Here is a 23,903-nt window from a genome sequence, read left to right as displayed (position 1 = left end):
TAAGGAGAATTATGGCGGAACTATCTATTGATCCCGCCCTGATACGCAAGGCGCTCGACGGGTTTGTTGACTCGTATAAGCCTACCGACATGCCAACGCAAGAAGTTGGCTATGTTGTTACGGCTGGTGACGGCATTGCGCACGTAGCTGGATTGTCCGGCTGCATGGCAAACGAGCTGCTCACATTCGAGAACGATACCTTGGGTCTTGCGTTCAACCTTGATGCACACGAAATCGGCGTCGTTATTCTCGGCGATTTTACAGGTATTGAGGAAGGGCAGGAAGTATACCGCACAGGCGAGGTGTTGTCTGTGCCGGTTGGTGACGCTTATCTTGGTCGTACTGTGGATCCGTTGGGTAATCCAATCGATGGTTTGGGTGCGATTGAGTGCAGTGAGCGTCGTATTCTTGAAGCCCAGGCTCCAGACGTTATTCACCGTCATCCAGTCGATGAACCATTGTCTACTGGTTTGAAGGCTATTGACGCAATGACGCCAATAGGTCGTGGTCAGCGCCAGTTGATTATTGGTGACCGTCAAACAGGTAAGACTGCAATCGCAATAGATACGATTATTAACCAGCGTGCTAACTGGGAAACTGGAGATCCAAAGAAACAGGTTCGCTGCATTTATGTAGCAATCGGTCAAAAGGGTTCTACTATTGCTTCAGTGCGTCAAAGCCTTGAAGAAGCAGGAGCTATGAAGTACACCACAATCGTGGCAAGTCCAGCTTCTGATTCTGCAGGTTTTAAATACATTGCACCTTACACTGGTTCTGCAATCGGTCAGCACTGGATGTATAACGGCAAGCACGTTTTGATTGTTTTCGATGATCTGTCGAAACAAGCAGAAGCATACCGTTCAATTTCCTTGCTTTTGCGTCGTCCACCTGGGCGTGAAGCTTACCCAGGCGACGTGTTCTACTTGCACTCTCGTCTGCTTGAACGTTGTGCTAAGCTTTCTGACGATTTGGGTGGCGGTTCTATGACCGGTCTTCCAATTATCGAAACCAAGGCAAACGATGTTTCTGCATACATTCCAACCAACGTGATTTCTATCACCGATGGTCAGATCTTCTTGCAGTCTGATTTGTTCAACGCCGGTCAGCGTCCAGCAGTAGACGTTGGTATTTCCGTGTCTCGTGTTGGTGGTGCAGCTCAGGCTAAGGCTTTGAAGAAAGTCTCCGGCATGTTGAAGATTTCCTTGGCTCGTTACAAGTCTTTGGAATCCTTCGCAATGTTCGCTTCTGATTTGGATGCAGCCTCAAAGGCGCAGCTTACTCGTGGTGCTCGTTTGACTGAGCTACTTAAGCAGAAGCAGTTCTCTCCTCGAGCAATGGAGCAAGAAGTTGTTTCTGTGTGGGCTGGTACTCATGGCAAGCTTGACGATATTCCTGTGAAGGATGTGTTGCGTTTCGAAAGCGAATTGTTGGATTACTTGGATAAGGGAACCGACATTTTGCAAGTAATTCGCGATACTGAAGACTTCACTAAGGAAACTGAAGCTAAGCTTGATGCAGCCATTGATGATTTCCGTAGGACGTTTAAGACATCTGCTGGCAAGCCTTTGATTGTAAAGGATTCTTTGCCGCCGGCTGAAAACCCTGCTCCTGTTGAGAAGGAACAGCTCGTAGCTAAGCCGAAAGCAGACAGTCGCGAGCCTGAGGGGAAGTAGCGTATGTCCTCCCAACTTGCATTGAAATCGAGAATTATTTCCACACAGTCTTTGGGTAAAATCTTTAAGGCTCAGGAAATGATTGCGTCTTCTCATATCGCTAAAGCGCGAGATATTGCGCTTAATGCTAAGCCTTATAGTGACGCAATTTTCGATGCCGTGCAGGCGTTGGTAGCTCATCACGAAGCAAATATTAAGCATCCTATTTTTGGTAAAGAGCATGCTGGCAATCGTGTAGCAGTTTTAGCTCTTACTTCTGATCGTGGTATGGCAGGTGCGTTTACGTCTTCGATTATTCGTGAGACTGAAGCACTTCTTGCAAAACTCGATGCAGAAGGTAAGCATGCAGAACTGTACGTGTACGGTCGACGCGGTGCAACTTACTACAAGTATCGCAATCGCGATGTGGCAGGTACTTGGGAAGGTTCTACTGACCACCCAGACGTTACTATTGCTGAAAAGATTTCCGATACTTTAATGGACGCTTATATGACGCCGGAAGCAGAAGGCGGAGTTTCGGAACTGTATATTGTGTTCACTGAATTTATAAATATGGTGAGGCAAAAAGTTCGTACGTTACGCATGCTGCCAGTTGAGTTGGTTCCTTTGAAGGACGGTGAAGAGTTTTCTATGCATCGTCCTGACTATGAAGCAGCTTCTGGTCCTTCAGCAGCATTGTCGTCTACGAGCGCAGTTTCGGCTCGTGAAGAAGCAGTGAGCCGCAGCAATCCAGAAGCTGTGGAGTATTGCTTCGAACCAAGCCCGGATGAAGTATTGGATGCTGTTTTGCCGAAGTATATTCAGTCTCGTATTCACGAGTGCTTACTTACTTCTGCTGCTTCCGAAACGGCAAGCAGACAGAACGCTATGCATACGGCTACAGATAACGCCCGCAATTTGGTGGATGATTTGACAAGAAAGCTTAATGCTTCTCGTCAGGCATCCATTACTCAAGAACTTACCGAAATTATCGGCAGCGCTGATGCGCTGAATAATGAGGAGGATTAGGAGCATATGGCTGAAAATCAGACCACAGCGCCTCCAGAAGCTGAGCAGGAGGTCGATCCAACAGCTGGTCGCGTAACCCGCGTTCAGGGTTCCGTGATTGACGTTGAATTCCCGGTCGGCTATCTGCCGGATATTTACAATGCTCTCAAAGTCGATATCAACACCGTTGGAAACACCGAGGGAGATACCGTCCACGAGATTACGCTGGAAGTTGAGCAGCACCTTGGTGATTCGACTGTGCGTGCAGTTGCTTTAAAGCCTACTGACGGTTTGGTTCGTGGTGCTTTAGTGCGAGATACTGGCGGCCCAATCTCTGTACCTGTTGGTGATGTTACTAAGGGTCACGTGTTCGATGTTACAGGCAACATTTTGAATGCTAAGCCTGGCGAACACATTGAAGTAACTGAGCGTTGGCCAATTCACCGTAACCCACCTGCTTTTGATCAGCTTGAGTCTAAGACTCAGATGTTCGAAACTGGTATTAAGGTTATCGATTTGCTTACCCCTTACGTTCAGGGCGGTAAAATTGGTCTGTTCGGTGGTGCAGGCGTTGGTAAAACTGTGTTGATTCAGGAAATGATTCAGCGCGTTGCACAGAATCACGGTGGTGTGTCTGTGTTTGCTGGCGTTGGCGAACGTACCCGTGAAGGTAACGATTTGATTGGCGAAATGGCTGATGCTGGCGTTTTGGAGAAAACAGCGCTTGTCTTTGGTCAGATGGATGAGCCTCCTGGGACTCGTCTTCGCGTGCCTCTTACCGCTTTGACTATGGCTGAGTACTTCCGCGATGTGCAGAATCAGGATGTGTTGCTGTTCATCGATAACATATTCCGCTTTACTCAGGCTGGTTCTGAGGTTTCCACGCTGCTTGGTCGTATGCCTTCCGCAGTTGGTTACCAGCCAAACTTGGCAGATGAAATGGGTGCATTACAGGAGCGTATTACTTCTACGCGCGGCCATTCCATTACGTCACTTCAGGCTATTTACGTTCCTGCAGATGATTACACTGATCCTGCACCTGCAACAACCTTTACGCACTTGGATGCAACTACTGAGCTTTCGCGTGATATTGCAGCTAAGGGTATTTACCCAGCTGTGGATCCTTTGACTTCTACTTCTAGAATTTTGGATCCGCGTTACGTTGGTCAGGCTCATTATGATTGCGCGAACCGCGTTAAGGCTATTTTGCAGCGTAACAAGGAGCTTCAGGACATCATCGCTTTGATTGGTATCGATGAGCTTGGTGAGGAAGATAAGACTACTGTCAGCCGCGCTCGTAAGATTGAGCAGTTCCTTGGTCAGAACTTCTATGTGGCTGAAAAGTTCACTGGTCGTCCAGGTTCTTATGTGCCAGCAGACGAAACCATTGAGGCATTCACTCGCATTTGCGATGGTGTTTACGATGAGATTCCTGAGCAGGCATTCTCTGGTATCGGTGGCATTGATGATCTTGAGCGTCGTTGGCACGATATGCAGCAAGAGTTTGGTGCGTGATTATGTCGGAGAAGCAAGTAAAATCGCTGCACGTTAGTGTGGTGGCAGCCAGGCATCCTGTTTGGGAAGGTGACGCCAAGTTTGTGGTTATTCCTTCTGTGAATGGCGCAATGGGCGTGCTTCCTGGACATGAGGCTGTGCTTGCGTTGATTGATCACGGTTTTGTGAAGGTTGACGATTTGAAAGGCGTGCGTCACGTTTTTAAGGTGACGGATGGCTTCTACTCGGTTGACTCTGACAATATTACGATTGCTGTTGAGCATAGTTGTAACGTTGATAAAGACGGCAACGTGCTGCCTAACGCTAAGGTGATTTAAGGTTGCTTTTGTTGCTTATGTAAGTTTGTTGCTTTTGTAAGTTTATGAACTTGTGTAAGCAAGGTAATCTCTTCTAAGGCAGGAGTTTGGGATATTCTCAGGCTCCTGCCTTTTTGTTTTTATAGCGCGTTTGTAAAGAAAATAGATCTCAGAGGCGAAGCACTGTTACTAAATCAGCTAACGAACTGAGAAAGTAACGGTGATTGGCAAAACACTGTTAAAAACTCAGTTAGCCGACTGAGAAAGTAACGCTCACAAACGAAACGACGTGTTTGTTTCGAGCAGCCATTGCGCTATGTCTATTACGCGGATTCCTTCAATGTCGTAAGAATCGTGGCGAGTGTTTGCAAGCAGATTCGCACTTTCACTTTCAAAACTGTAAAATTTTTTCACTTTTGAAAGTGAGTGCCTATTTGCGTTCGTGTGCGAAGGCTCTTTCTTTTTGCTTAAGTTTTGCGAATCTTTACTTTTGAATATGCAAAATCGCAAAATATGCTGTGATCAAAATGCATTGCGAATAGTAAAATAGTGTGTAGTTATTTTTGATTTTTGAGCGGGTTCTGGCAGGGAGAAGAAATGATTGATAAAGAAACGCAACGTAGGCGTCAAGAAAATTTGGGTCTTGCAATAGCTTCAGGCAAACTTGAAGGCAATTCGCCTTCAAAAGAGTTTCTTTATGACGCAAATCAATATGCTAATGGTCTTATAAGTAGCAATGAATTTGTTGCTAGAATGCGTTCTAGATATGGCGTGATGGATTAAGTTATTGGGTTGTGTGTCGTGGAAACAGTTTTTGACCCTTATCTTATTCCTCACACAAGGGTATTGAAGAACAAATCTAATATAAATAATCAGATTGAATTAGATAAATATGAGAACGATGCTGTTCTCACAAGATGTTCTATTTTGTACGAAAACTTGCCACATGCTGAAGGAACTGTTAAGCAATTGCAGTGGATTCATCATTATCTTTTTCAAGATGTTTACGATTGGGCTGGCCAGATTCGCACTATAGATATGACTAAAGGCGGCGGCGAACCGTTTCATCCGCTTGAATACATGGGCGTTGGGATTCGTTACTGTGAGCAAACGCTTAAAAATGATAATTTATTGCAAGGTTTATCTATTGACGAGTTTATTAGTAAGCTAAGTGTAAATTACAATAATTTTAATGTTTTACACCCATTTCGTGAGGGCAATGGTAGAACGCAACGCGTTTTTTGGGATATAGTTGCGCGAGATGCTGGATACCATTTCGATTGGGGATTAATAACGCAGCGTGTTAACGACGAAGCTTCAATCCAGGCTAAAGATGCTAACGATACGAAGCTTCTTGAGGATATGTTCCACATTATTACAAAGCCTTTGAATGTTGAGCTTTTAGCTCAGCAGCAGTTTGCGCATCTTGTTGAAGAAGAATACGAATACGCTCCGAATGTGGCTAGTGTTTTGCAAGATAAGGATTACGCTGCGTATAAAACGCGTTACGGCATAGATTGAATTTAGCGTTTGAGTATTGCGAACGCCGAAACGAGTGGTGTGATGTTGCCAATGCTTCCGATGTTTCTATAGCGCGTTTTTGCCAAAATGTCGGTATAGACGAATGTTTTTTGTGTGCTATGCCTTCATTTTGCCAAAATGTAGGTATAGAATAGACTTTTATATTAGTTATGCAATCATTTTGTGATAAATGCGTTATTTGCGTATAAGCAAAATATCGCAAGCAAAATATTGCAAGCAAAATATTGCAAGACATTACTACGAAATCTTCAATAACGTAAACGCAATAATGTAAACGCAATAACATAAATGGAGTCGCATTATGGATTACAAAACAATACGCAAAATAGTTGCAATGTCTAAAAGTAATGCAAAACCTTGTGATATTGCGGAAGAAGAGTATTGCTTGCGCATTGATAATCCAGTGACGTATCGTTCTGGAATCGTATTTGATGCGCATGAGATTTTTGCAATGTGCGTAACGGATCTTGTGACGTATATGAATTATATTGCGAATACTGAAAAAGCGGTTGAAAAAGCGTGGAACGAGTTGCCGCGGTTTGCTCAGCGCGAGTATTTAATGCAACTTATTGCAAAAGAAGTGCAAAATACCAACATTATTGAAGGTGTTCACAGCACTAGAAAAGAGCTTTCCAAAGCACTTGATGCTGCAAACGAGCAGAATAATCATACGCGTTTTAGTGAATTTACTAAGCTTTTTCTCGAGCTTGCGGATTCAAATGAATGTGACACTTCGATTCCACAAACCTTGCAAGATATACGAAAAATCTACGACAGTATTATGCAGGGCGAATTAGAAGCAAATAATATTCCAGATGGCGAGATTTTTAGGAGTGGAAAAGTAAGTATTCGTGATGGTGCAAATAATGTAGTGCACGATGGCGATGCAACGGAAGCAGAAATTCAAGATCATTTAACACAGATGTTGAGTTTGATGAATAGCAGCGAAGTTCCAACGCTTATTAAGGCGTGCATGTGCCACTATGCTTTTGAGAGCGTGCACCCGTTTTACGATGGAAACGGTAGAACTGGGCGGTTTTTGCTTGCTTTGCAATTGCATGAGCATCTTTCGATGCCAACAATTTTGAGCTTAAGCTCTATAATTTATGCAGAAAAATCTGGATACTATGCTGCTTTTTCTAAAGCTCAGGAGCTGTTTAATTGCAATGATTTAACTATGTTTTGTTGCACAATGTTGGAATATATTGTAAAAGCACAGGGCGAAGTGTTTGAGAATATTAGTGTGCAATTAAAGCACATTATTTACTGTATGGGTAAGCTGCGTGAGCTTTTCTCAGAGGAAGAAATTTCTAAAGTGCAGCGTGAAGTTCTGTCTATTTTGTTGCAAAATAAGCTTTTTTCGTATAATCCAACTCCGATGACTCGCAAGCAACTAAGCGAATACGTTGGCAATGCAATTGATGAGAAGATTGGTGAGAGAAAGATTGTGAGCGCGCTTAACGGTTTGATTGAGCTTGAGCTGGTTGATTCTATTGGCGAACGCCCTCTTCGGTATGAGCTTTCTAAAAAAGCGAATGAAATGTTTGCGTGAGGCAAGCGATGTTTTTGTGTGAGGAAAGTGATGTTTGGGAATGTAATGGCGATTGAGCGCGCGCTTGGCACGGGGATTATTATCTCTAGCAGCGTGACGATTCCGCAGCGCGTGCAGAAGCGGATTCGCGCTTTTATTGAAGAGTATGAATCGGTGCTTTCGCGCTTTCGTGCGGATTCGCTTGTTTCGCGCATGGCTCGTGCGGAGCATGGCGGCGAGTTTGAGTTTCCAACGTGGGCTCAGCCGCTTTTTGCGATCTATAGCGAGTTTTACGATGCCACGCACGGTGCTTTTGACGCTTGTATTGGTGCGGATCTGCTTGCGCTTGGCTACAACAATTCTGTGCAATTCGTTCCGGAGTCGGCAGCTAGCGCAGGCAAGAACGATAATAGCAGCAGCTACAGTTGCTCTAACTATCGCCGCGCTCTGCCAGTTAAGTGGGCAGATATTTCGCGAGATGACGGCGGCGCAACGCTTTGCATAAATCAGCCAGTGCAGCTTGATTTTGGTGCAGCTGGAAAGGGCTATTTTGTAGATCTTGTAACGCAGATTATTAAAGAGGAGCTTAGTGGCGATTCGCCTGCGGATAGCGATTCGCCTGCCGATTTTGATTTTTTGGTAAACGCAGGCGGAGATATGCGCGCTTGCTTTAGCAAAGAGAATAGTCAAATAAAAGTGGCTCTGGAAAATCCTTTTGACACAGCTCAAGCAGTTGGAGTGGCATCAATCGCAAGAGGAGCGTTGTGTGCATCGTCTAATGCAAGAAGGCGATGGAAAGTAAAAGACGCAAGTGGTTTTGAGTCTAATTTAATTGCGACTCATTTGATTAATGCGCTTGACGGCATTCCTGCTTGCGATTTATGCGCAAGTTGGGCGTATGTGCCTAGGAAAACTTGCGATTTTCCAACGGCTTATGCCGATGCGCTCGCAACTGCGTTGTTTGTTTCGCAAGAAAACGATTTGCAAAAAATCGTGCAAAATGTTGGCGCTGAGTTTGCTGTAATGCAGCCAAATCATGCGCTTCGCAAAACGCGCGCATTCCCAGCGCGCTTTTTTGCTGAATAATGCTGAGTAATGCTGAATAATTCCAACTAATGCGCCCCAACGCTGCCTAATCGCCTTATTGTTTAATGCGTTATCCCATTGCGTCGTTTCGTTGTGTAGCTCAAGGCTTGCGAGCATAAATCGAAGCTAGACACAAGCAATACGAGTAGCGTTGCTGCTGATTGTGCGCGTTTACAGTAGAATATTAAAGAACGCTTATTTAATTGAACGCTTATTTAATTATTGCGTAATATTGCGTAATATTGCGCTTGTTTAATTAGCTTATATATTGCGCATGCGCTTGCACGAATTGCACGAATAGGGAGCAGCAGAATGGACACTCGCAAAGAAGAAGAACGCGCGGAATTGCATCGCACGATTTGGAAGATTGCCGACGATTTGCGAGGTTCTGTTGATGGCTGGGACTTCAAAGCATACGTATTGTGCACAATGTTTTATCGCTATATTTCCGAGAATTTATGCGATTATATTAATAAAGATGAGCACGAATCTGAAGGCGGCGATCCAAACTTTGATTATGCAAAAATAAGCGATGAAGATGCCGAGCCTATTCGCAGCGAAATGATCTCGGCTAAAGGCTTCTTTATACTTCCTAGCGAGCTGTTTTGCAATGTGCTTAAGAACGCTCCTCAAGATAGCAATCTAAACGAAACATTGAGCCGCGTGTTCCGCAATATTGAAGCTTCTTCTCAAGGAACTGATTCGTCTGGTGATTTTAAGGGATTATTCTCCGATTACGATGTGAATAACATTAAGCTTGCAGACACTGTTGAAGGCAGAAATAAGCGTTTTGTTAAGTTATTGCAAGTGATTAGTGAGATGAGGCTTGGTAGTGTAAACAACAATGTGATTGAGGCTTTTGGTGACGCTTACGAATATTTGATGGGCTTGTACGCTTCTAATGCTGGCAAGTCTGGCGGCGAATACTTTACTCCTGCAGAAGTCTCAATGCTGCTCACGCGCCTTGGAACAGTTGGAAAATCAAGCATTTCAGACGTGTACGACCCAGCATGCGGATCCGGCTCGCTTCTGCTAAAAGCCAAAAAAGTGCTAGGCATTGAAAATATTAATGGCGGTTTTTACGGTCAAGAAAAGAACGTTACTAGCTACAACTTGTGCCGCATGAACATGTTTTTGCACGACGTGAATTTTAACAAGTTTGAGATTACTTGCGGCGATACTCTTATAAATCCGCAAATCGATGCTAATAAAAAGTTTGAGCTAGTTGTTTCTAATCCGCCTTATTCCACGAGTTGGGAAGGGGATTCTAATCCGTTGATGATTAACGATCCTCGTTTTGCTCCAGCTGGTGTGCTTGCTCCAAAAAGTAAGGCGGATATGGCGTTTGTGTTGCACTGTTTGGCACATCTGGCAGAAGATGGTGCTGCTGCTATTGTTTGCTTCCCTGGAATCATGTACCGCGGCGGAGCCGAGCAAAAGATTCGCCAATATTTAGTTGAGCATAATGCTGTTGATTGCGTGATTCAACTTCCAAGCAACTTGTTCTTTGGTACTTCGATTGCTACGTGCATTATGGTTTTGCGCAAAAACAAGCGGAATGATACTTCTGTACTGTTTGTTGATGCGAGCCGAGAGTTTGTAAAGTCAACGAATAGTAACAAGCTTTCGGACGAGAACATTGAGCAAATTGTTAAGTGGTACACTTCTAGGCAAGATGTTGAGCACATTGCGCACGTAGCGTCTTTGGAAGAAGTGGAATCCAATAAATACAATCTTTCCGTTTCCACATATGTTGAAGCGGAGGATACTCGCGAAAAGATTGATATTACGGAGCTTAACGCGCAGATTGCGTCGGTTTGCGCTCGCGAGCAAGAGTTGCGCGAACAGATTGAGAAGATTGTAAGCGAGATTGAAGCTGGCAGCGTTAACTTTGATAATAGCGAGGTGGCTCAATGACTAGCAAGCTTGAGGAGTTAATCGCTGAGCTTTGCCCGAATGGCGTGGAGTATAATTCTTTGGAAGAATTGTTTGTTATTAAGAATGGGTATACGCCGTCTAAGAGTAATAGTGAGTTTTGGACTGATGGAACTGTTCCGTGGTTTAGGATGGATGATATTAGAGCACATGGTCGTGTTTTGTCTGATTCTATCCAGCATGTTACAAAGTCAGCAGTTAAAGGTGGTAAACTTTTTCCTGCTAATTCAATAATTTTGGCTACTACGGCTACTATTGGCGAGCATGCTTTGGTAATTGTTGATTCGCTTGCGAATCAACAATTCACGTTTTTTTCAAAACGTGAATTGTTAGATGTTAATTTAGATATGAAGTATGTGTTTTATTACTTCTTTATTATTGATGAATGGTGCAAGCGTAATGTGAACGCTGCTAGTTTTGCTAGCGTTGACATGCCTAGATTAAGAAAACTTGAAATCCCAGTGCCTCCGCTTGAGGTTCAATCAGAGATTGTGCGGATTTTAGATACGTTTACAGAGCTTACAGCAGAGCTTACAGCAGAGCTTACAGCAGAGCTTACAGCTCGTAAAAAGCAATACGAATACTATCGAGATACGCTGCTTACATTTAACGATAATAATCCTCTACACTCGCTTATCTCGCGCTACTGCCCTAATGGTGTGGAGTATAAGAAGATTGGCGATATTGCCTCCGTAGATAGGGGTGGAAGTTTACAGAAAAAAGATTTTTGTGAGCACGGAATACCATGCATACATTATGGTCAAATTTATACGAAATATGGTTTGTTTGCTAGTAAATCTTATACATTCATAGATAGTGAATGTGCGAGTAAACAAAGATTTGCGCATAAAAACGACATCGTAATGGCTGTAACAAGTGAGAATATTGAGGATGTTTGTAAATGCGTGGCTTGGTTTGGTGAAGAAGATGTTGCTGTTAGTGGGCATTCTGCAATTATTAGGCATAACCAAAATGCAAAATATTTAGTTTATTATTTTCATTCATCAATGTTCTTTTTACAGAAGAAGAAACTCGCTCATGGCACTAAAGTAATTGAGGTCACTCCATCTGATTTGCTAGATGTCAAAATCCCTGTTCCGCCTCTAGAAGTACAGCGCCAAATCGTACAAATTCTGGATCGTTTTGACGCACTTTGCAATGATTTAACTCAAGGATTGCCTGCAGAAATCGAAGCTCGTCGCAAGCAGTATGAGTACTATCGCGATCAACTCCTAACCTTCAAGCGTGCGTAATTTAGTTATGCACAATTTATGTAAAACGAACTATAAGAGCGTATTTAGTATTACAATTTACATAAATTACATTTCTAGTGAGACTCGCCGAAGAGATTGAGGAGGTAAGAAATGTCTGCTAAACTTGCCAGTAATAGCAGCCCCCTAAGCCTACTGACAGTGCTCAAACCTGGGGGTTCTTCTTGTTTTTCAGCTGATTCAAAGCCTCCAAAATCTGTTGACGATATGATTCAACTCATGAAAGCTCGAGAATTAGTAGTCACTGATGAAAATAATTTAAAAAGTATGCTGTATGACTGCAACTACTATAGATTGTCCGGGTATTTTCGAGTGTTTCAAGTCGATCCTTCTTCTGGCAATAATCAGTTTAAGCCAGGCAGCAAAGATGTTGATTTTCTTGTGCCGTACAAAATGGATGAAGAATTGCGAACAATTATTCTTAAAGGTACCGCACAAGTAGAGTTAACATTAAGATCTAGATTTGCATATCACGTTGCAAACTCTGGAGGAGCATATACATACCTCAATTCAGATTCGTATATTAAAAAATCTAACATAAGCATAAATAATCTTTTATCTAATATGAACAAATGGCTGGAAAAATCTAACGAAGTTTGTATAAAACATTACAAGAGTAAGAAACAACCTATACCAATATGGGCTGCCGTTGAAGCTTTTCCATTTGATACTATTTCACGAATGATTTCTTTGTATAAAGATACTAATGTGTTGCGAAAACTTTTTGATTCAATGGGGTTAAAAACAGAAATTCGTAAATCTTCTGAAGCAATCCATTCAATAGTTTACTTGCGTAATTTGTGTTCTCATCATTGTAGATTATGGTATAAGGAAACTGTAATATCGACTCCTTCAATTCGTGATGTTAAAAATTCTTCTTTATTAAATGGTTATACGGATAAATCTATTGCTGCAGCATTAGTAAATTTAATGTATTTAGTATCAAAAATAGAAAACAATCATAATTATGAGACTGAAATAAAAGATTTTCTGAATAAAAATGAAGAATATAAAAATGGGATATTTAACCATTTACATTGGAGATAATTTAAATTTGTAGAATATGCAATGCGTTATGTGAGTAAGTAAGAAAGAAGGAAGCAAAATGAAAATCGTGTTAGAGAATCAAGATAGCACTGTAATGTCTACGTTTACGCCGAGCGCGCGCAACGACGGCAGTTATCAAAGCGAAGCACAACTCGAAGAAGAGTTTATTAACATTTTGCAATCCCAAGGCTACGAGTACGCTCACATTCACAACGAGAAAGATCTTATAGCAAACCTTCGCGTGCAAATCGAAAAGCTCAACGACTACCATTTTTCGAATGACGAGTGGGAAAGATTTTTCAAAGAAAATATTGCAAACAGCACTGACGATATAGTTAAGAAAACAGATACTATTCAGCGAGATAACGTTAAAATACTCAAAAAAGATGACGGCACAGATAAGAACATTACTATTATTGACAAAGAAAATATTCACAAGAATATTGTGCAAGTAATCAACCAGTATGCTGTCAACGCAAACAATAATGCAAACAATAATGATGCAAATGGCCCTGCGCGTAGTAATCGTTACGATGTGACTGTTCTAGTAAACGGCTTGCCAATGGTTCATATTGAGCTAAAGCGCAGAGGTGTGCCTATTAGAGAAGCGTTCAATCAGATTAACCGTTATGCTCGCGACTCATTTTGGGCTGGAAGCGGACTATTTGGATACGTGCAAATTTTCGTAATCTCAAACGGCACTGAAACAAAGTATTACTCCAACTCAACTCGCAATAATGCTTACAGAGAGCAGAAAAGTAAAGGATCTAGCAAAAGCACAACAAGTAACAGTTTTGAATTTACAAACTATTGGTCCGATGCTCAAAACACTATAATCTCCGACTTATGCGATTTTGCTAAAACCTTCTTTGCAAAGCACGTAATTCTTAACATTCTTACAAAATATTGCGTTTTTAATGCAGACAAATGCTTGATGGTTATGCGTCCATACCAGATTACTGCAGCAGAAAACATAGTGAATCGCGTAAAATACATGTTTGCTAATGCGAGCAAAATGCCATCATCAGAGCGTCAAAAGGGCGGATATATTTGGCATACTACTGGATCTGGTAAAACGCTAACTAGCTTCAAAACCTCGCAGTTAGTAAAAACTTTGAAAGACGCAGAAGGCAAGAATCTTGTTGACAAAGTTTTGTTTGTTGTAGACCGTAAAGATCTTGACTATCAAACAATGAGAGAATACGACACGTTTGAAAAAGGAGCCGCAAATAGTAACACTTCAACATCTGTGCTTACAAAACAGCTAGAAGACAATACGGAAGAATGCAGGCTTATTATAACCACTATTCAAAAGCTTAGTAGATTTATAAGCAACAACCCAAGTCATGAAATTTACAAAAAGCGCATAGTGTTTATTTTTGACGAATGCCACAGAAGCCAATTTGGAGGAATGCATGCAGATATTGTAAAACACTTTAAAAATGCTCTGCTTTTTGGGTTTACTGGCACGCCAATTTTTGAAGCGAACGCTGCTGGCTCCGACGCTACGCATCTTTCTACAACCGAGCAAACCTTTGGACCGTGCTTGCACACGTACACAATCATTAACGCAATTAACGATAAAAATGTGTTGCCATTCCGCGTGGAATACGTTGCTACTGTAAAAACGTCTAGCGAGCTGGAAAAAGCAACCGACGAATTGGTTAAAGATATTAATCGCCCTGAGGTAATTAAGCACAAAGATCGCGTGCATAATGTTGTTCAATATATTATTGAACATTTTACTCAAAAAACGTATCGCAACGAGAAAACTTACAAATACAAGCGCATTATTAACGTTAAAGAACTTGCTGCAGATAAGCATAATACTTTAGAGACTAAAAAATCTTCTGAAGAAGTTGACATAAACGGCTTTAATTCAATCTTTGCTGTTGCAGACATTCCTCTTGCAAAAGCGTATTACAACGAGTTCAAAAAGCAGCAGCAAAATCTGCCTCCAAGCGAACGCTTAAAAGTAGCAACTATTTTCAGCTATGCAGTAAACGAGGGTGAGTCAGATTCTTCGGCGTACGCCAACGGCATGGGTTCTCTTGGAGAAGAAAATTCAGAAAGCACGGCAAATCTAGACGCAAATTCGCAAGAATTCTTGGAAAGCGCAATAAAAGACTATAACGAAATGTTTAATACTGCGTATGATGCATCAAATAACAAATTCCAAAACTATTACAAAGACGTTTCAATTCGCATGAAAAATAAGGAAATTGACGTTTTGATTGTAGTCAACATGTTTCTAACTGGTTTTGATGCAACAACTTTGAACACGCTTTGGGTAGATAAAAATCTTCGCATGCATGGGCTTATTCAAGCGTTTTCGCGCACAAATCGAATCTTAAATTCCGTTAAAACATTCGGAAACATTGTGTGCTTTAGGGATTTGAGTTATAGAGTTGACGAAGCGGTAAGTCTTTTTGGAGATAAAGATGCGCAAGGTATTGTGCTTTGCCCTACGTTCGAGCAGATTTACAACGGTTACGTTGACGCTAAAGGAATTGAGCGTTGCGGATACAGCGATTTAGTAAATGAACTTATGGAAAAGTATCCGCTGCAAGGCTTCAACATTGTTGGAGAAGAGAATCAGAAAAAGTTTATATCGCTTTTTGGTAATATTCTGCGCTTGCGTAACATGCTGAAAGCTTTCGATCAATTTGAAGGCAACGAGATAATCAAAGAGCGCGATATGCAAGATTACTTGGGGCATTACCAGGATTTGCATGAAGAGTGGAAGCGCAAAGAGCAAAAAGGCGAGGTCGCCGACATTACGGATGACGTTGTGTTTGAGATGGAGCTTGTGCGCCAAGTAGAAGTAAATATTGACTACATTTTGATGTTAGTAGAACATTACCATAGCAAGCATTGTAAAGATAAAAATGTTCTTGCCTCTATTAGGGTTGCGGTTGACTCTAGCCCGCAGTTGCGTAGTAAAAAGAAGCTTATTGAAGGGTTTATTGCGCAGCTTAACGAGAATGAGCTTGATAAGCTTGTGGATTCTGGCGATACAATTACCGTTTACGATTCTAACGGCAACAAGTTGAGCATTGTTGATTGCTGGAGCGAGTATGTTGAGCAAAAGTATAATCATGATTTGGAGCAACTCGTGCAAAGCGAAGGATTGAACGATGCTTTGACTCGCAAGTTTATGGAGAAATCTTTTAGCGCTGGCGAAGTGAGTGAGCTTGGTACAGACATTAATGATTTAATGCCTAGAATGAGCAGGTTTGGCTCTGCGGCTAAGGCGCGCGCTGAGAAGAAAAGTCGCATTGTGGAAAGTATGAGAAACATGTTTAATGAGTTTGTTGGGCTTGTCGGCTTTAGTAAAAACGAAAGATAATTCTCGTTATCAATATCATTTTTGTAATATTTGCGTGTTTTTTGCGTTGAACTATATCAATCTACTTGATATGTCGATATTATGTACCTGTGGGGCCTTTGTAATGGCAAGTTTTAGTTGGGTGCGCTCAATTTGGGGTAGAGCGCGTAGATATGCAGGAAATGCGTTAACGCAAAAGGCGTAAAACGCGTGAGAAGTGCGGAATCGCAAGAAGACGCGGAAGAACGCGAGGAGATGTTATGCGCGCGTGTGTAAAAGTGCGCCGAATTATTCGTGACTCGGCTGCACTGATTCTGGCTGTGTGCATGTTGGTAGGTTGCATAGTGAGCTCGTTTGCTACAACTATTCCAGCTTTTGCAACAGATGCAGATCGTTCGTATACTAGCTGGACAGAAGTTTCTAAAGCAATTAACAAAGAATTGCTACAAGGTCAATCAGAATACAATAGTGGCAACAATTCTGGAGCTGCAACTCGATTTGAAGCAGCATACAATTCCGTTTACGTTGCTTCTAACATGATTACGGTTGTGCGAGATGCAATCGGGCAGAATAAAGTTCAGGCACAAACTGATCAATTCCAGCAGCTGCAAACGCTTGTGTACCAGCAAAATCAAGGTTCACAAATAAGTGCTATTTCAACGGCTCTTGCAGCGGATGTTGCACAAACTGCATCTAGTCTCGATGCCAACTTAAAAGTGGATAAGCCAAATGTTTATGCACAAAAGTTGCGTGCGCAAATTAAAGCAGAGCGCAAAAAGCTAGATGCTGCAAAAAAGAAAAACCTTGGGCGCAATGGTCGTACGTGGGGTCAAGTTGCTCGAGAAATGAACGTTATTCTCGACAAATCGGTTGCAAAATACAAGTCTGCAAAAGGTAATAAAACTCAAGTAGCATCTGCAGTTGATTTAATTAACGAAGCCTATTACCAGTATTACGAAAAGCTCGGTTTCGAGAAGAACGTGATGAATGCAATAAGCGGAAGTCGCGTTTCGACTGTCGAATATCAATTCAAAGAGTGCCGCCAAACAATGAACAACGGTGCAACTGTTGAGCAAGCTAAAAAGTTCGTAACGGATCTTAAAGCGATGCTTATTGAAGACGCAGCAAAATTAGACAAAGGCGCATCTTCAAGCGCAAATCCATTTATGCAATTCATAACTAGCTCATTTGGTCAAGCTTTCGTGATTTTGCTTCGTGAAGGTTTGGAAGCGTTGCTAGTTGTTGCAGCAATTATTGCTTACCTTGTTAAATCCGGTCACAAGAATATGGTGAAGTATATTTACCTAGGTATTGCGGCTGGAATTGTGGCATCTCTTGCTGTAGCTGCACTATTCGGCTTGCTATTTAATGGCTCTGGTCCGCAGCAGGAGATTACAGAAGGCGTTGTTGCATTGTTCGCAATGCTTATGCTGCTTTACACGAGTAACTGGATGATTTCTAGATCTTCAGTGCAAGCATGGAATAAGTATATTAGTGAGCAAACAACGGCAGCAGTTTCTAAGGGAAGCTTGGTTTCTTTAGCGTTATTGAGTTTCCTTGCTGTGTTCCGCGAAGGCGCTGAAACTGTAATCTTCTATCAAGCAATCTTTGCAGTTTCAAACGGAGCTGACTCTATGATTTGGGGAGGCTTCATTTCCGCTGCTGCAGTTCTTGTAGTGATATTCTTGCTGATTCGTTTCGCATCTGTGCACATACCAATTCGCCCATTCTTTACTGGAACAAGTGCTCTTATGTCTGTTCTCGTAGTGATTTTTGCAGGCGGTGGTGTGCACGCGTTAATCGAGGGCGATGCTCTCGAAGGAATGTATATTCAAGGCTTGCCAACTAACGATTGGCTTGGGTTCTATCCGTATGTTGAGACGATTGTTGCTCAAATTGTGGCAGCAATTGTTGTGATTTCACTGCTTTGCGTATCTATTGCGCGAAGTCGTGTGAAACGCGCGGTAGAAAATAAATAAGCAAAACAACAAATAACCAACTAATAAATAATTAATAAACAACCAATAACAATAATTAAATAAAAATAACTAACAACAAACACAGAAGGTTAGATATGAAGAATAATAAAATGATGGCAATTGCAGCTTTGGCTCTTGCTGGACTGCTTGCGCTCGCTGGCTGCGGTTCTAATGGCAATTCCGCTAAAACTGGTGCTAAGTCACAAGCAACCGAGCAGAAGGCTGACGACAAGGCTGATGACAAGGGCGGCGATAAGGGCTTTGAGGAGGTTCCAGTTGGTCCTCACCAAGATCAGAACATTGGACCTCTTACTATTGGCGCTGTGTACTTCCAGCCAGTGGACATGGTTCCAGCTGGTATGGGCTTGAAGGCAAGCGAAGCAAGCTTCCACCTTGAAGCCGATATCCACGCTAACCAAAAAGGTACAAAGCTTGGCTACGGTAAGGGCGAGTTCATTCCAGATTTGACTGTGAACTATGAGATTGTCGATAAGGCAAGCGGCGAATCCGTTGGCAAGGGTACTTTTATGCAGATGAACGCTTCCGATGGTCCTCACTACGGTGCAAACGTTAAGCTTGACAAGGCTGGAAATTATAAGCTCGTGCTTTCTATTGAATCCCCAGAAAAGAAGGGTTGGATGCTTCACGTCGATCCTGCTACCGGCGTAACCGGTCGCTTCTGGACTGAGCCAATTAAGGCAACCTTCGACGATTGGAAGTACACTCCTCGTCAGTGGTAGTGGTAGCTAGTTAATAATTAGCGATTAATTAATAATTTTAGTAAATAATAAGTAATAGCAAAGGAGGGAGTTATGCTCAGACTGTTTGTGGCAGTTATGCCTGGGCTGCTCCCTCTTGCGCTACTCACAATGGGATTAAGCACGTCGCTTACTGTTGGCGAGGGGCGAGATAAGCCTCTGAGTGCACGTTGGAGATTGTATGGGCTGTCTGCAGGCACAGTCGCAGCTCTTATTTTTGCTATACTCCGCGCATCTGTGGTAATTAATCAGCGAAACTTTATTAATATGCCGGCGTTGTGTATTGCGGTTCCGCTTGATATTGCTGCAATTATTGTGGTTATTTTTTCACACAAAATAATAAAAAATTGGCGTAATTGCCCGCTTTTAATGCACATAAGTAACGCGATTGGTGCATGTTGCTTAGCGTTTACTGTGTTTTATGCTTTACCAGATGTTATTTTGCAACTTACTATTTTCGTAGATTCAAGCACTCCGCCTTTTACATCAGACATGTTACTTCGCGCGCTTGGTTTTGTGCTTGGCGTTATTGCTGCTATCTGCTTAAGTCTTATGGTGCGTTCTTTGCGCACTACGTCTAACGCTATTTGCTTCAAAATTGCTGTAGTTTTAAGCATGATTATTTTGCTAGTGCAGCACATAACTTCACTTTTGCAGATTATGCAAGGAAGCATTCTGCTTTATATGGATGACTTTTCTTTCAGCGTGCTTGTTTGGCTAATTAATAACGCTCCATTAATGATTATGGCGCAAATTAGCGTGTTCATGATTCCTGCTGCTGCGTCTGTAATAATCGGCTTTAAAACGGCTGTAGTTGGTGAAAATGCAGCAGAAATTCGCACGAAGCGAGCGTTTAAAAGGAAATCTCGAAAGTCTGCGCTCGCAGCTCTTTTGGCTGCTATCACAGTAATACTTACGCTTACTGTAGGCGTATCTATTATGAATATTAAACCAACTCTTACGCCTCCAGAACCGTATGAATTGCACGATGGTGTTGCAACTATTAATTACGTTCAAGTTTCAGATGGTCATTTGCATCGTTTCCAATACAAAGCAAAAGACGGCACTGTTATGCGTTTTATAATCATTAAAAAGAATGGTGGAGCGTATGGCGTTGGATTGGATGCTTGCGAAAACTGCGGCGATGCAGGCTACTATGAAAAAGACGGTAAGATTATTTGCCGTAAGTGTGATGTAGCAATTAATTTGGCAACTATCGGTTTTAAAGGTGGTTGCAATCCGATTCCGTTCCCGTATAAGGCTGGGCATGGCAAAATCACAATTCATACTGCTGATTTAGACGTGCTCAGTTTGCATTTTAAGTAAGGGAGAGTTGCTATGTTTATGATGCGCATGGTTGCTCGATCTCTTGTGCGGCAATTGAAAAAGCGTGTGTTGATTGCGCTCGTAGTGTGCTTAAGCGCGTGCGTTAGCGTGTCAATGCTTAGCGTTGTGTATGACGTTGGAGACAAAATTAACGCAGAGCTGAGTTCATATGGTTCAAATATTGTGGTTCAGCCAAAATCTAGCGCTGTTGTAAATGATTTGTATGCTTCTCGAGAGCAGATTGATACTAATGGTTCTGAGAGTTTAAAGGCTGCGGAAAGCCACGAGTCTACTGCTTCGCTAAAAGAATCTGATGCTGCAAAAATAAAAATGATTTTCTGGGCGTTTAATATCACTAATTTTGCGCCGAAAATAATTGTTCATGCAAATCTTGAAGCGAAATCTTCTGGCGATTTGGTAGTGCCTATTGTTGGAACTTGGTTTAATCGTAAGCTTGCGCTCGCTTCCGGGGAAACAACGGTTGTTGGTGTTAGAGGTTTGCGCTCTTGGTGGAAGATTAATGCAGGTCGTTGGGCAAAAGATAATAAATCTGAAGCAATGGTAGGTGCGCAGCTAGCTGAGCGTTTGCACTTAAAACTTGGCCAGCGTTTGCGTTTGATTCGTGACGGACGCGAGGTTTCGTTGCGCTTGGTTGGCGTATACGATTCTGGCGACGATGACAATAACGCAATCTACGCAGGTTCTAGCGATGCTCAAGGCCTTGCAAATAAGCCGAATAAGGTTGATTCGATTGAAGTAAAGGCGCTTACTACTCCTGAAAATGATTTAGCGCGAAAGGCTGCTAAAAATCCGGCAGCGCTAAGCCAGGAAGAGTGGGAAACTTGGTATTGCACGGCTTACCCGAGTTCGATTACTTACCAAATTGAGGAGGTAATTCCTAGAGCTGTTGCAAAGCAGGTTCGTCAAGTTGCGGCGTTGCAGGGTAACGTATTAAATAAGACGCGTGCTGTTATGGTTTTGATGACTGCGTTGAGTTTAATTGCTGCTGCTGTTGCTGTGGCGAATCTTATGGCTGCTTCAATTTCTGAGCGTTCTGGCGAGCTTGCATTGCTTAAGGCTTTGGGTGCACGTGATGGTGCTGTTGCTCGTCTTATGCTTATGGAAACTGCGGTTATTGCGTTTGGTGGAGCGTTACTCGGCATGGCTTTGGGATTTGCGGTGGCGCAGATTATTGGTTTCACAGTGTTTGGCTCTTCGATTTTGTTCCGACCAATGGTATTTGTTCTGGTGTTCGTGCTGCTTGCGTTGACTGTGCTTGCGGCTGCAGGCTCTTCGATTCGTTCGATTTTGAGTGTGCGTCCTGCGGAGGTGCTTCATGGCAGGTAAATCTTATATGACTTCCAACAATTCTATGTTTATTACCATGCTATTTAGCGCGGTATTTCGTAGAAAATCGCGCGCTTTGATGGCTGTTATTGCAACGCTTGTTGGTGCTGCTACGCTGTTTTGTTTAGCTGCAATCTGCCTGGTTGTGCCTCAGCAAATGAGCGATGAAATGCGTGCTTATGGAGCGAATATTATCGTAACTCCAATTGAGGGCGAGTGGAAAAACGGTATTGATCGCGCGATGGTTTTGCACACAAACGATATGGTTCTTGCAAAAGGTGCTATGCGATCTGCTACATATCGTTACGAAAACGTGCGTATTAACGCAGCTCCGTATGTTTTAGCAGGAATAGACGTTCGTTCAGTAAAGTCGCTTAATAAGCATTGGAATGTAGACGGCTCTTGGCCTAGCAGTGGAAATGTTATGGTTGGGCGAGATGTAGCTCTTGCGATGGGCTTAAAAATAGGTTCTCGAATTGCGATTGCGTATAGATCTTCGGATAATACTGCCGGCTCGCATAAGCCAGCAGAGAAGTCTGCAAATAAGTCTGCAAATAAGTCTGCAAGTGAATCTGCAAATAAGTCTACAAATCAGTCTGTAGAGAAGCCAGCAGAGAATCAAGCGCAAAATTCTGCTGCAAATTCTTCAGATCAGTCTGCGCAAAAATCTTCTCAACAAAAGCTTGTTGAAGGCAGAGTCTCAACGGATATTATGGATATTCACGGCACAACTTTCCGCGTTTGCGGCATTTTGGATACGGGCGGTGCTGAAGATTCTATGCTTTACGCTCTTAATGCGGATGTGAATACTCTTACGGGAGTTAAGCGCGGAGCAGACGTGATTGCTTACTCGTCTTCTGCGCCTAGCGTCGATGCGGTTGTTAGAAGTATTAACGACATGACTTCTATGCGCGTGCGCGCTCAGCAAGTTACTAAAGTTACTGCTGCTGACACTGGTATTATCACTATGCTTCGCAGCCTGTTCTGCATTGTATCGCTAGTTGTTCTAGTATTGATGATGGTTGGCGTGAGCACTACGATTTCTTCGATTGTGCAGCAGCGTCGAAATGAAATTGGTTTGCGCAAAGCTTTGGGTGCGAGCGCACGGAGTATTGGCGTGGAGTTTACTGCTGAAGCTGGAGTATATGGCTTCGTTGGCGGTATTGCTGGTACTGCGGTAGGGTATGTGTTTGCGCGCTTGCTTGCTGCAATGGTGTTCTCGAGAGATTTGGGCGTGAATTGGTGGCTAGTCGTGTTCTCTATTGTATTTAGCGTTGCTGCGTCTTGCGTTGCTGCTTTGCCGCCTGTTTTGCGTGCTTCAAAGATCGACCCTGCGATTGTGCTTCGAGAAGAATAGCTTTTAGAGTGATTTTAGAGTGATTAGTTAAGGATTTAATATGACAGAGAATATAGAAAATAAGTTAGATAGCGCGGAGTCTAAGCCAAAAATGCTGTTGACGTTGGATCATATTTCCAAGATTTACGGATCTCTTCGAGCTGTTGACGATTTGTCGCTTACTGTGCCAGAAGGCGAGTGGCTTTCTATTGTTGGCTCCAGTGGTTCTGGCAAAACAACGTTAATGAACATTATTGGCTGCATGGATTCACCATCCAAAGGTTCCGTGTCTTTGCAAGGTCGCAAACTTGAGGATTTGAATGCCGGTCAACTCGCTGACGTTCGTAAAAACGTAATCGGTTTAGTTTTTCAAAAGTTTTATCTTGTTCCGCATTTAACGGCAGTTGAAAACGTGATGGTTGCGCAATACTATCATTCTGTTGTTGACGAAGCTCAAGCAATGGACGCTTTGGATCGCGTGGGCTTGAAGGATCGCGCTCACCATCTGCCAAGCCAGCTTTCTGGTGGCGAGCAGCAGCGTGTGTGCGTTGCTCGTGCGCTTATCAACTGCCCTAAGTTGCTTCTTGCGGATGAGCCGACTGGTAATTTGGACGAAAAAAATGAGCAGATTGTGCTCGATTTGTTTAAGCAGCTGCACAATCAAGGCACTACGATTATTGTTGTAACTCATGATTCTTTGGTAGCTCAATGCGCGGATCGCGAAATTATGCTCAACCACGGTGTGCTTGTTGGTGAGCGTTGGAATAACGAGGATGCTCGCAAAGCGTACGAGGCGATTGGCGGCAAGCCTGCATTTACGAGTGCTCACGTTGATGAAAGTGTTGTGGAAGCTTTGCAAGACCATGAGCCTACTAAGTCGCCTAAATTAGCGAATTTAGATGATTAGTTGCGCAAGGTTTTAAAATATACAAGATTTAAAGGCGAT

18 protein-coding genes are annotated in these 23,903 nt (G+C 42.7%); all 18 read left to right on the top strand.

Annotated elements, in window-relative coordinates; genetic code table 11:
- Positions 1-11: 11 nt before the first annotated feature.
- The 18 genes from atpA to HXT59_RS01160 all read left to right on the top strand — a co-directional run bounded on the left by atpA (position 12) and on the right by HXT59_RS01160 (position 23,864).
- Positions 12-1,673 carry a F0F1 ATP synthase subunit alpha gene (gene atpA / locus HXT59_RS01245; RefSeq protein ID WP_012913755.1) on the top strand — a complete coding sequence of 554 codons (1,662 nt, stop codon included), beginning with the start codon at positions 12-14 and terminating at the stop codon, positions 1,671-1,673.
- Positions 1,674-1,676: 3 nt separating this feature from the next.
- Positions 1,677-2,681 carry a F0F1 ATP synthase subunit gamma gene (locus HXT59_RS01240; protein ID WP_004574170.1) on the top strand — a complete coding sequence of 335 codons (1,005 nt, stop codon included), beginning with the start codon at positions 1,677-1,679 and terminating at the stop codon, positions 2,679-2,681.
- Between the two features lie 6 nt (positions 2,682-2,687).
- A complete protein-coding gene (atpD, locus tag HXT59_RS01235; protein WP_004109936.1) occupies positions 2,688-4,175 on the top strand; it encodes a F0F1 ATP synthase subunit beta in 1,488 nt (495 codons plus the stop codon).
- A 2-nt stretch (positions 4,176-4,177) separates the two neighbouring features.
- Positions 4,178-4,492, top strand: coding sequence for a F0F1 ATP synthase subunit epsilon (locus HXT59_RS01230; protein WP_033888552.1), 315 nt, complete (start codon positions 4,178-4,180; stop codon positions 4,490-4,492).
- A 576-nt stretch (positions 4,493-5,068) separates the two neighbouring features.
- A complete protein-coding gene (locus HXT59_RS01225; RefSeq protein WP_012913757.1) occupies positions 5,069-5,254 on the top strand; it encodes an antitoxin VbhA family protein in 186 nt (61 codons plus the stop codon).
- A gap of 18 nt (positions 5,255-5,272) precedes the next feature.
- Positions 5,273-5,992, top strand: coding sequence for a Fic/DOC family protein (locus HXT59_RS01220; RefSeq protein ID WP_116994916.1), 720 nt, complete (start codon positions 5,273-5,275; stop codon positions 5,990-5,992).
- Between the two features lie 322 nt (positions 5,993-6,314).
- Complete coding sequence (locus tag HXT59_RS01215) at positions 6,315-7,565, top strand: Fic family protein (RefSeq protein WP_004109922.1); 1,251 nt, start codon at positions 6,315-6,317, stop codon at positions 7,563-7,565.
- 45 nt (positions 7,566-7,610) lie between these two features.
- The gene (locus HXT59_RS01210; RefSeq protein ID WP_421784329.1) at positions 7,611-8,630 is read left to right on the top strand and encodes an FAD:protein FMN transferase; all 1,020 of its coding nucleotides are present in this window, start codon (positions 7,611-7,613) and stop codon (positions 8,628-8,630) included.
- A gap of 312 nt (positions 8,631-8,942) precedes the next feature.
- Complete coding sequence (locus HXT59_RS01205; protein ID WP_421783943.1) at positions 8,943-10,547, top strand: type I restriction-modification system subunit M; 1,605 nt, start codon at positions 8,943-8,945, stop codon at positions 10,545-10,547.
- The gene (locus HXT59_RS01200) at positions 10,544-11,818 is read left to right on the top strand and encodes a restriction endonuclease subunit S (protein WP_421783941.1); all 1,275 of its coding nucleotides are present in this window, start codon (positions 10,544-10,546) and stop codon (positions 11,816-11,818) included. Before HXT59_RS01205 ends, HXT59_RS01200 begins: the two co-directional genes overlap by 4 nt.
- Positions 11,819-11,929: 111 nt before the next feature.
- Positions 11,930-12,883 (top strand): Abi family protein, encoded by a 954-nt coding sequence (locus HXT59_RS01195; protein WP_101889994.1) that lies wholly within the window; start codon positions 11,930-11,932, stop codon positions 12,881-12,883.
- A 58-nt stretch (positions 12,884-12,941) separates the two neighbouring features.
- Entirely contained in the window at positions 12,942-16,232 is a 3,291-nt protein-coding gene (locus HXT59_RS01190) for a type I restriction endonuclease subunit R (protein WP_421783939.1), read from the top strand.
- A 239-nt stretch (positions 16,233-16,471) separates the two neighbouring features.
- Entirely contained in the window at positions 16,472-18,190 is a 1,719-nt protein-coding gene (locus tag HXT59_RS01185; RefSeq protein WP_421783937.1) for an FTR1 family iron permease, read from the top strand.
- A gap of 95 nt (positions 18,191-18,285) precedes the next feature.
- Positions 18,286-18,930 (top strand): iron transporter, encoded by a 645-nt coding sequence (locus HXT59_RS01180; protein ID WP_004109905.1) that lies wholly within the window; start codon positions 18,286-18,288, stop codon positions 18,928-18,930.
- 72 nt (positions 18,931-19,002) lie between these two features.
- Positions 19,003-20,274, top strand: a complete 1,272-nt coding sequence (locus tag HXT59_RS01175; protein WP_119522376.1) for a DUF2318 domain-containing protein — start codon at positions 19,003-19,005, stop codon at positions 20,272-20,274.
- Positions 20,275-20,286: 12 nt separating this feature from the next.
- Complete coding sequence (locus HXT59_RS01170; RefSeq protein ID WP_421783935.1) at positions 20,287-21,621, top strand: ABC transporter permease; 1,335 nt, start codon at positions 20,287-20,289, stop codon at positions 21,619-21,621.
- Positions 21,611-22,978 (top strand): FtsX-like permease family protein, encoded by a 1,368-nt coding sequence (locus HXT59_RS01165; protein ID WP_421783933.1) that lies wholly within the window; start codon positions 21,611-21,613, stop codon positions 22,976-22,978. The genes HXT59_RS01170 and HXT59_RS01165 overlap by 11 nt, the downstream gene beginning before the upstream one ends.
- Positions 22,979-23,018: 40 nt before the next feature.
- Positions 23,019-23,864 (top strand): ABC transporter ATP-binding protein, encoded by an 846-nt coding sequence (locus HXT59_RS01160; protein WP_004109895.1) that lies wholly within the window; start codon positions 23,019-23,021, stop codon positions 23,862-23,864.
- The last annotated feature ends 39 nt before the right edge of the window (positions 23,865-23,903 follow it).

Origin of the sequence: Gardnerella sp. KA01001 (assembly GCF_049244025.1) — a bacterium.
GTDB lineage: Bacteria > Actinomycetota > Actinomycetes > Actinomycetales > Bifidobacteriaceae > Bifidobacterium > Bifidobacterium swidsinskii.
Note: the sequence above shows the minus strand (reverse complement) of the source record. Positions and strands in the feature narration are given on the sequence as shown.

Bases quoted from the DNA above. Each gene is read 5' to 3' on its own strand.
- HXT59_RS01225 (WP_012913757.1), top strand. From the start codon at position 5,069: ATGATTGATAAAGAAACGCAACGTAGGCGTCAAGAAAATTTGGGTCTT.
- HXT59_RS01215 (WP_004109922.1), top strand. From the start codon at position 6,315: ATGGATTACAAAACAATACGCAAAATAGTTGCAATGTCTAAAAGTAAT.
- atpD (WP_004109936.1), top strand. From the start codon at position 2,688: ATGGCTGAAAATCAGACCACAGCGCCTCCAGAAGCTGAGCAGGAGGTC.
- HXT59_RS01170 (WP_421783935.1), top strand. From the start codon at position 20,287: ATGTTTATGATGCGCATGGTTGCTCGATCTCTTGTGCGGCAATTGAAA.
- HXT59_RS01205 (WP_421783943.1), top strand. From the start codon at position 8,943: ATGGACACTCGCAAAGAAGAAGAACGCGCGGAATTGCATCGCACGATT.
- HXT59_RS01165 (WP_421783933.1), top strand. From the start codon at position 21,611: ATGGCAGGTAAATCTTATATGACTTCCAACAATTCTATGTTTATTACC.
- HXT59_RS01240 (WP_004574170.1), top strand. From the start codon at position 1,677: ATGTCCTCCCAACTTGCATTGAAATCGAGAATTATTTCCACACAGTCT.
- HXT59_RS01230 (WP_033888552.1), top strand. From the start codon at position 4,178: ATGTCGGAGAAGCAAGTAAAATCGCTGCACGTTAGTGTGGTGGCAGCC.
- HXT59_RS01195 (WP_101889994.1), top strand. From the start codon at position 11,930: ATGTCTGCTAAACTTGCCAGTAATAGCAGCCCCCTAAGCCTACTGACA.
- HXT59_RS01180 (WP_004109905.1), top strand. From the start codon at position 18,286: ATGAAGAATAATAAAATGATGGCAATTGCAGCTTTGGCTCTTGCTGGA.
- HXT59_RS01190 (WP_421783939.1), top strand. From the start codon at position 12,942: ATGAAAATCGTGTTAGAGAATCAAGATAGCACTGTAATGTCTACGTTT.
- HXT59_RS01185 (WP_421783937.1), top strand. From the start codon at position 16,472: ATGCGCGCGTGTGTAAAAGTGCGCCGAATTATTCGTGACTCGGCTGCA.
- HXT59_RS01210 (WP_421784329.1), top strand. From the start codon at position 7,611: ATGGCGATTGAGCGCGCGCTTGGCACGGGGATTATTATCTCTAGCAGC.
- HXT59_RS01200 (WP_421783941.1), top strand. From the start codon at position 10,544: ATGACTAGCAAGCTTGAGGAGTTAATCGCTGAGCTTTGCCCGAATGGC.
- HXT59_RS01175 (WP_119522376.1), top strand. From the start codon at position 19,003: ATGCTCAGACTGTTTGTGGCAGTTATGCCTGGGCTGCTCCCTCTTGCG.
- atpA (WP_012913755.1), top strand. From the start codon at position 12: ATGGCGGAACTATCTATTGATCCCGCCCTGATACGCAAGGCGCTCGAC.
- HXT59_RS01160 (WP_004109895.1), top strand. From the start codon at position 23,019: ATGACAGAGAATATAGAAAATAAGTTAGATAGCGCGGAGTCTAAGCCA.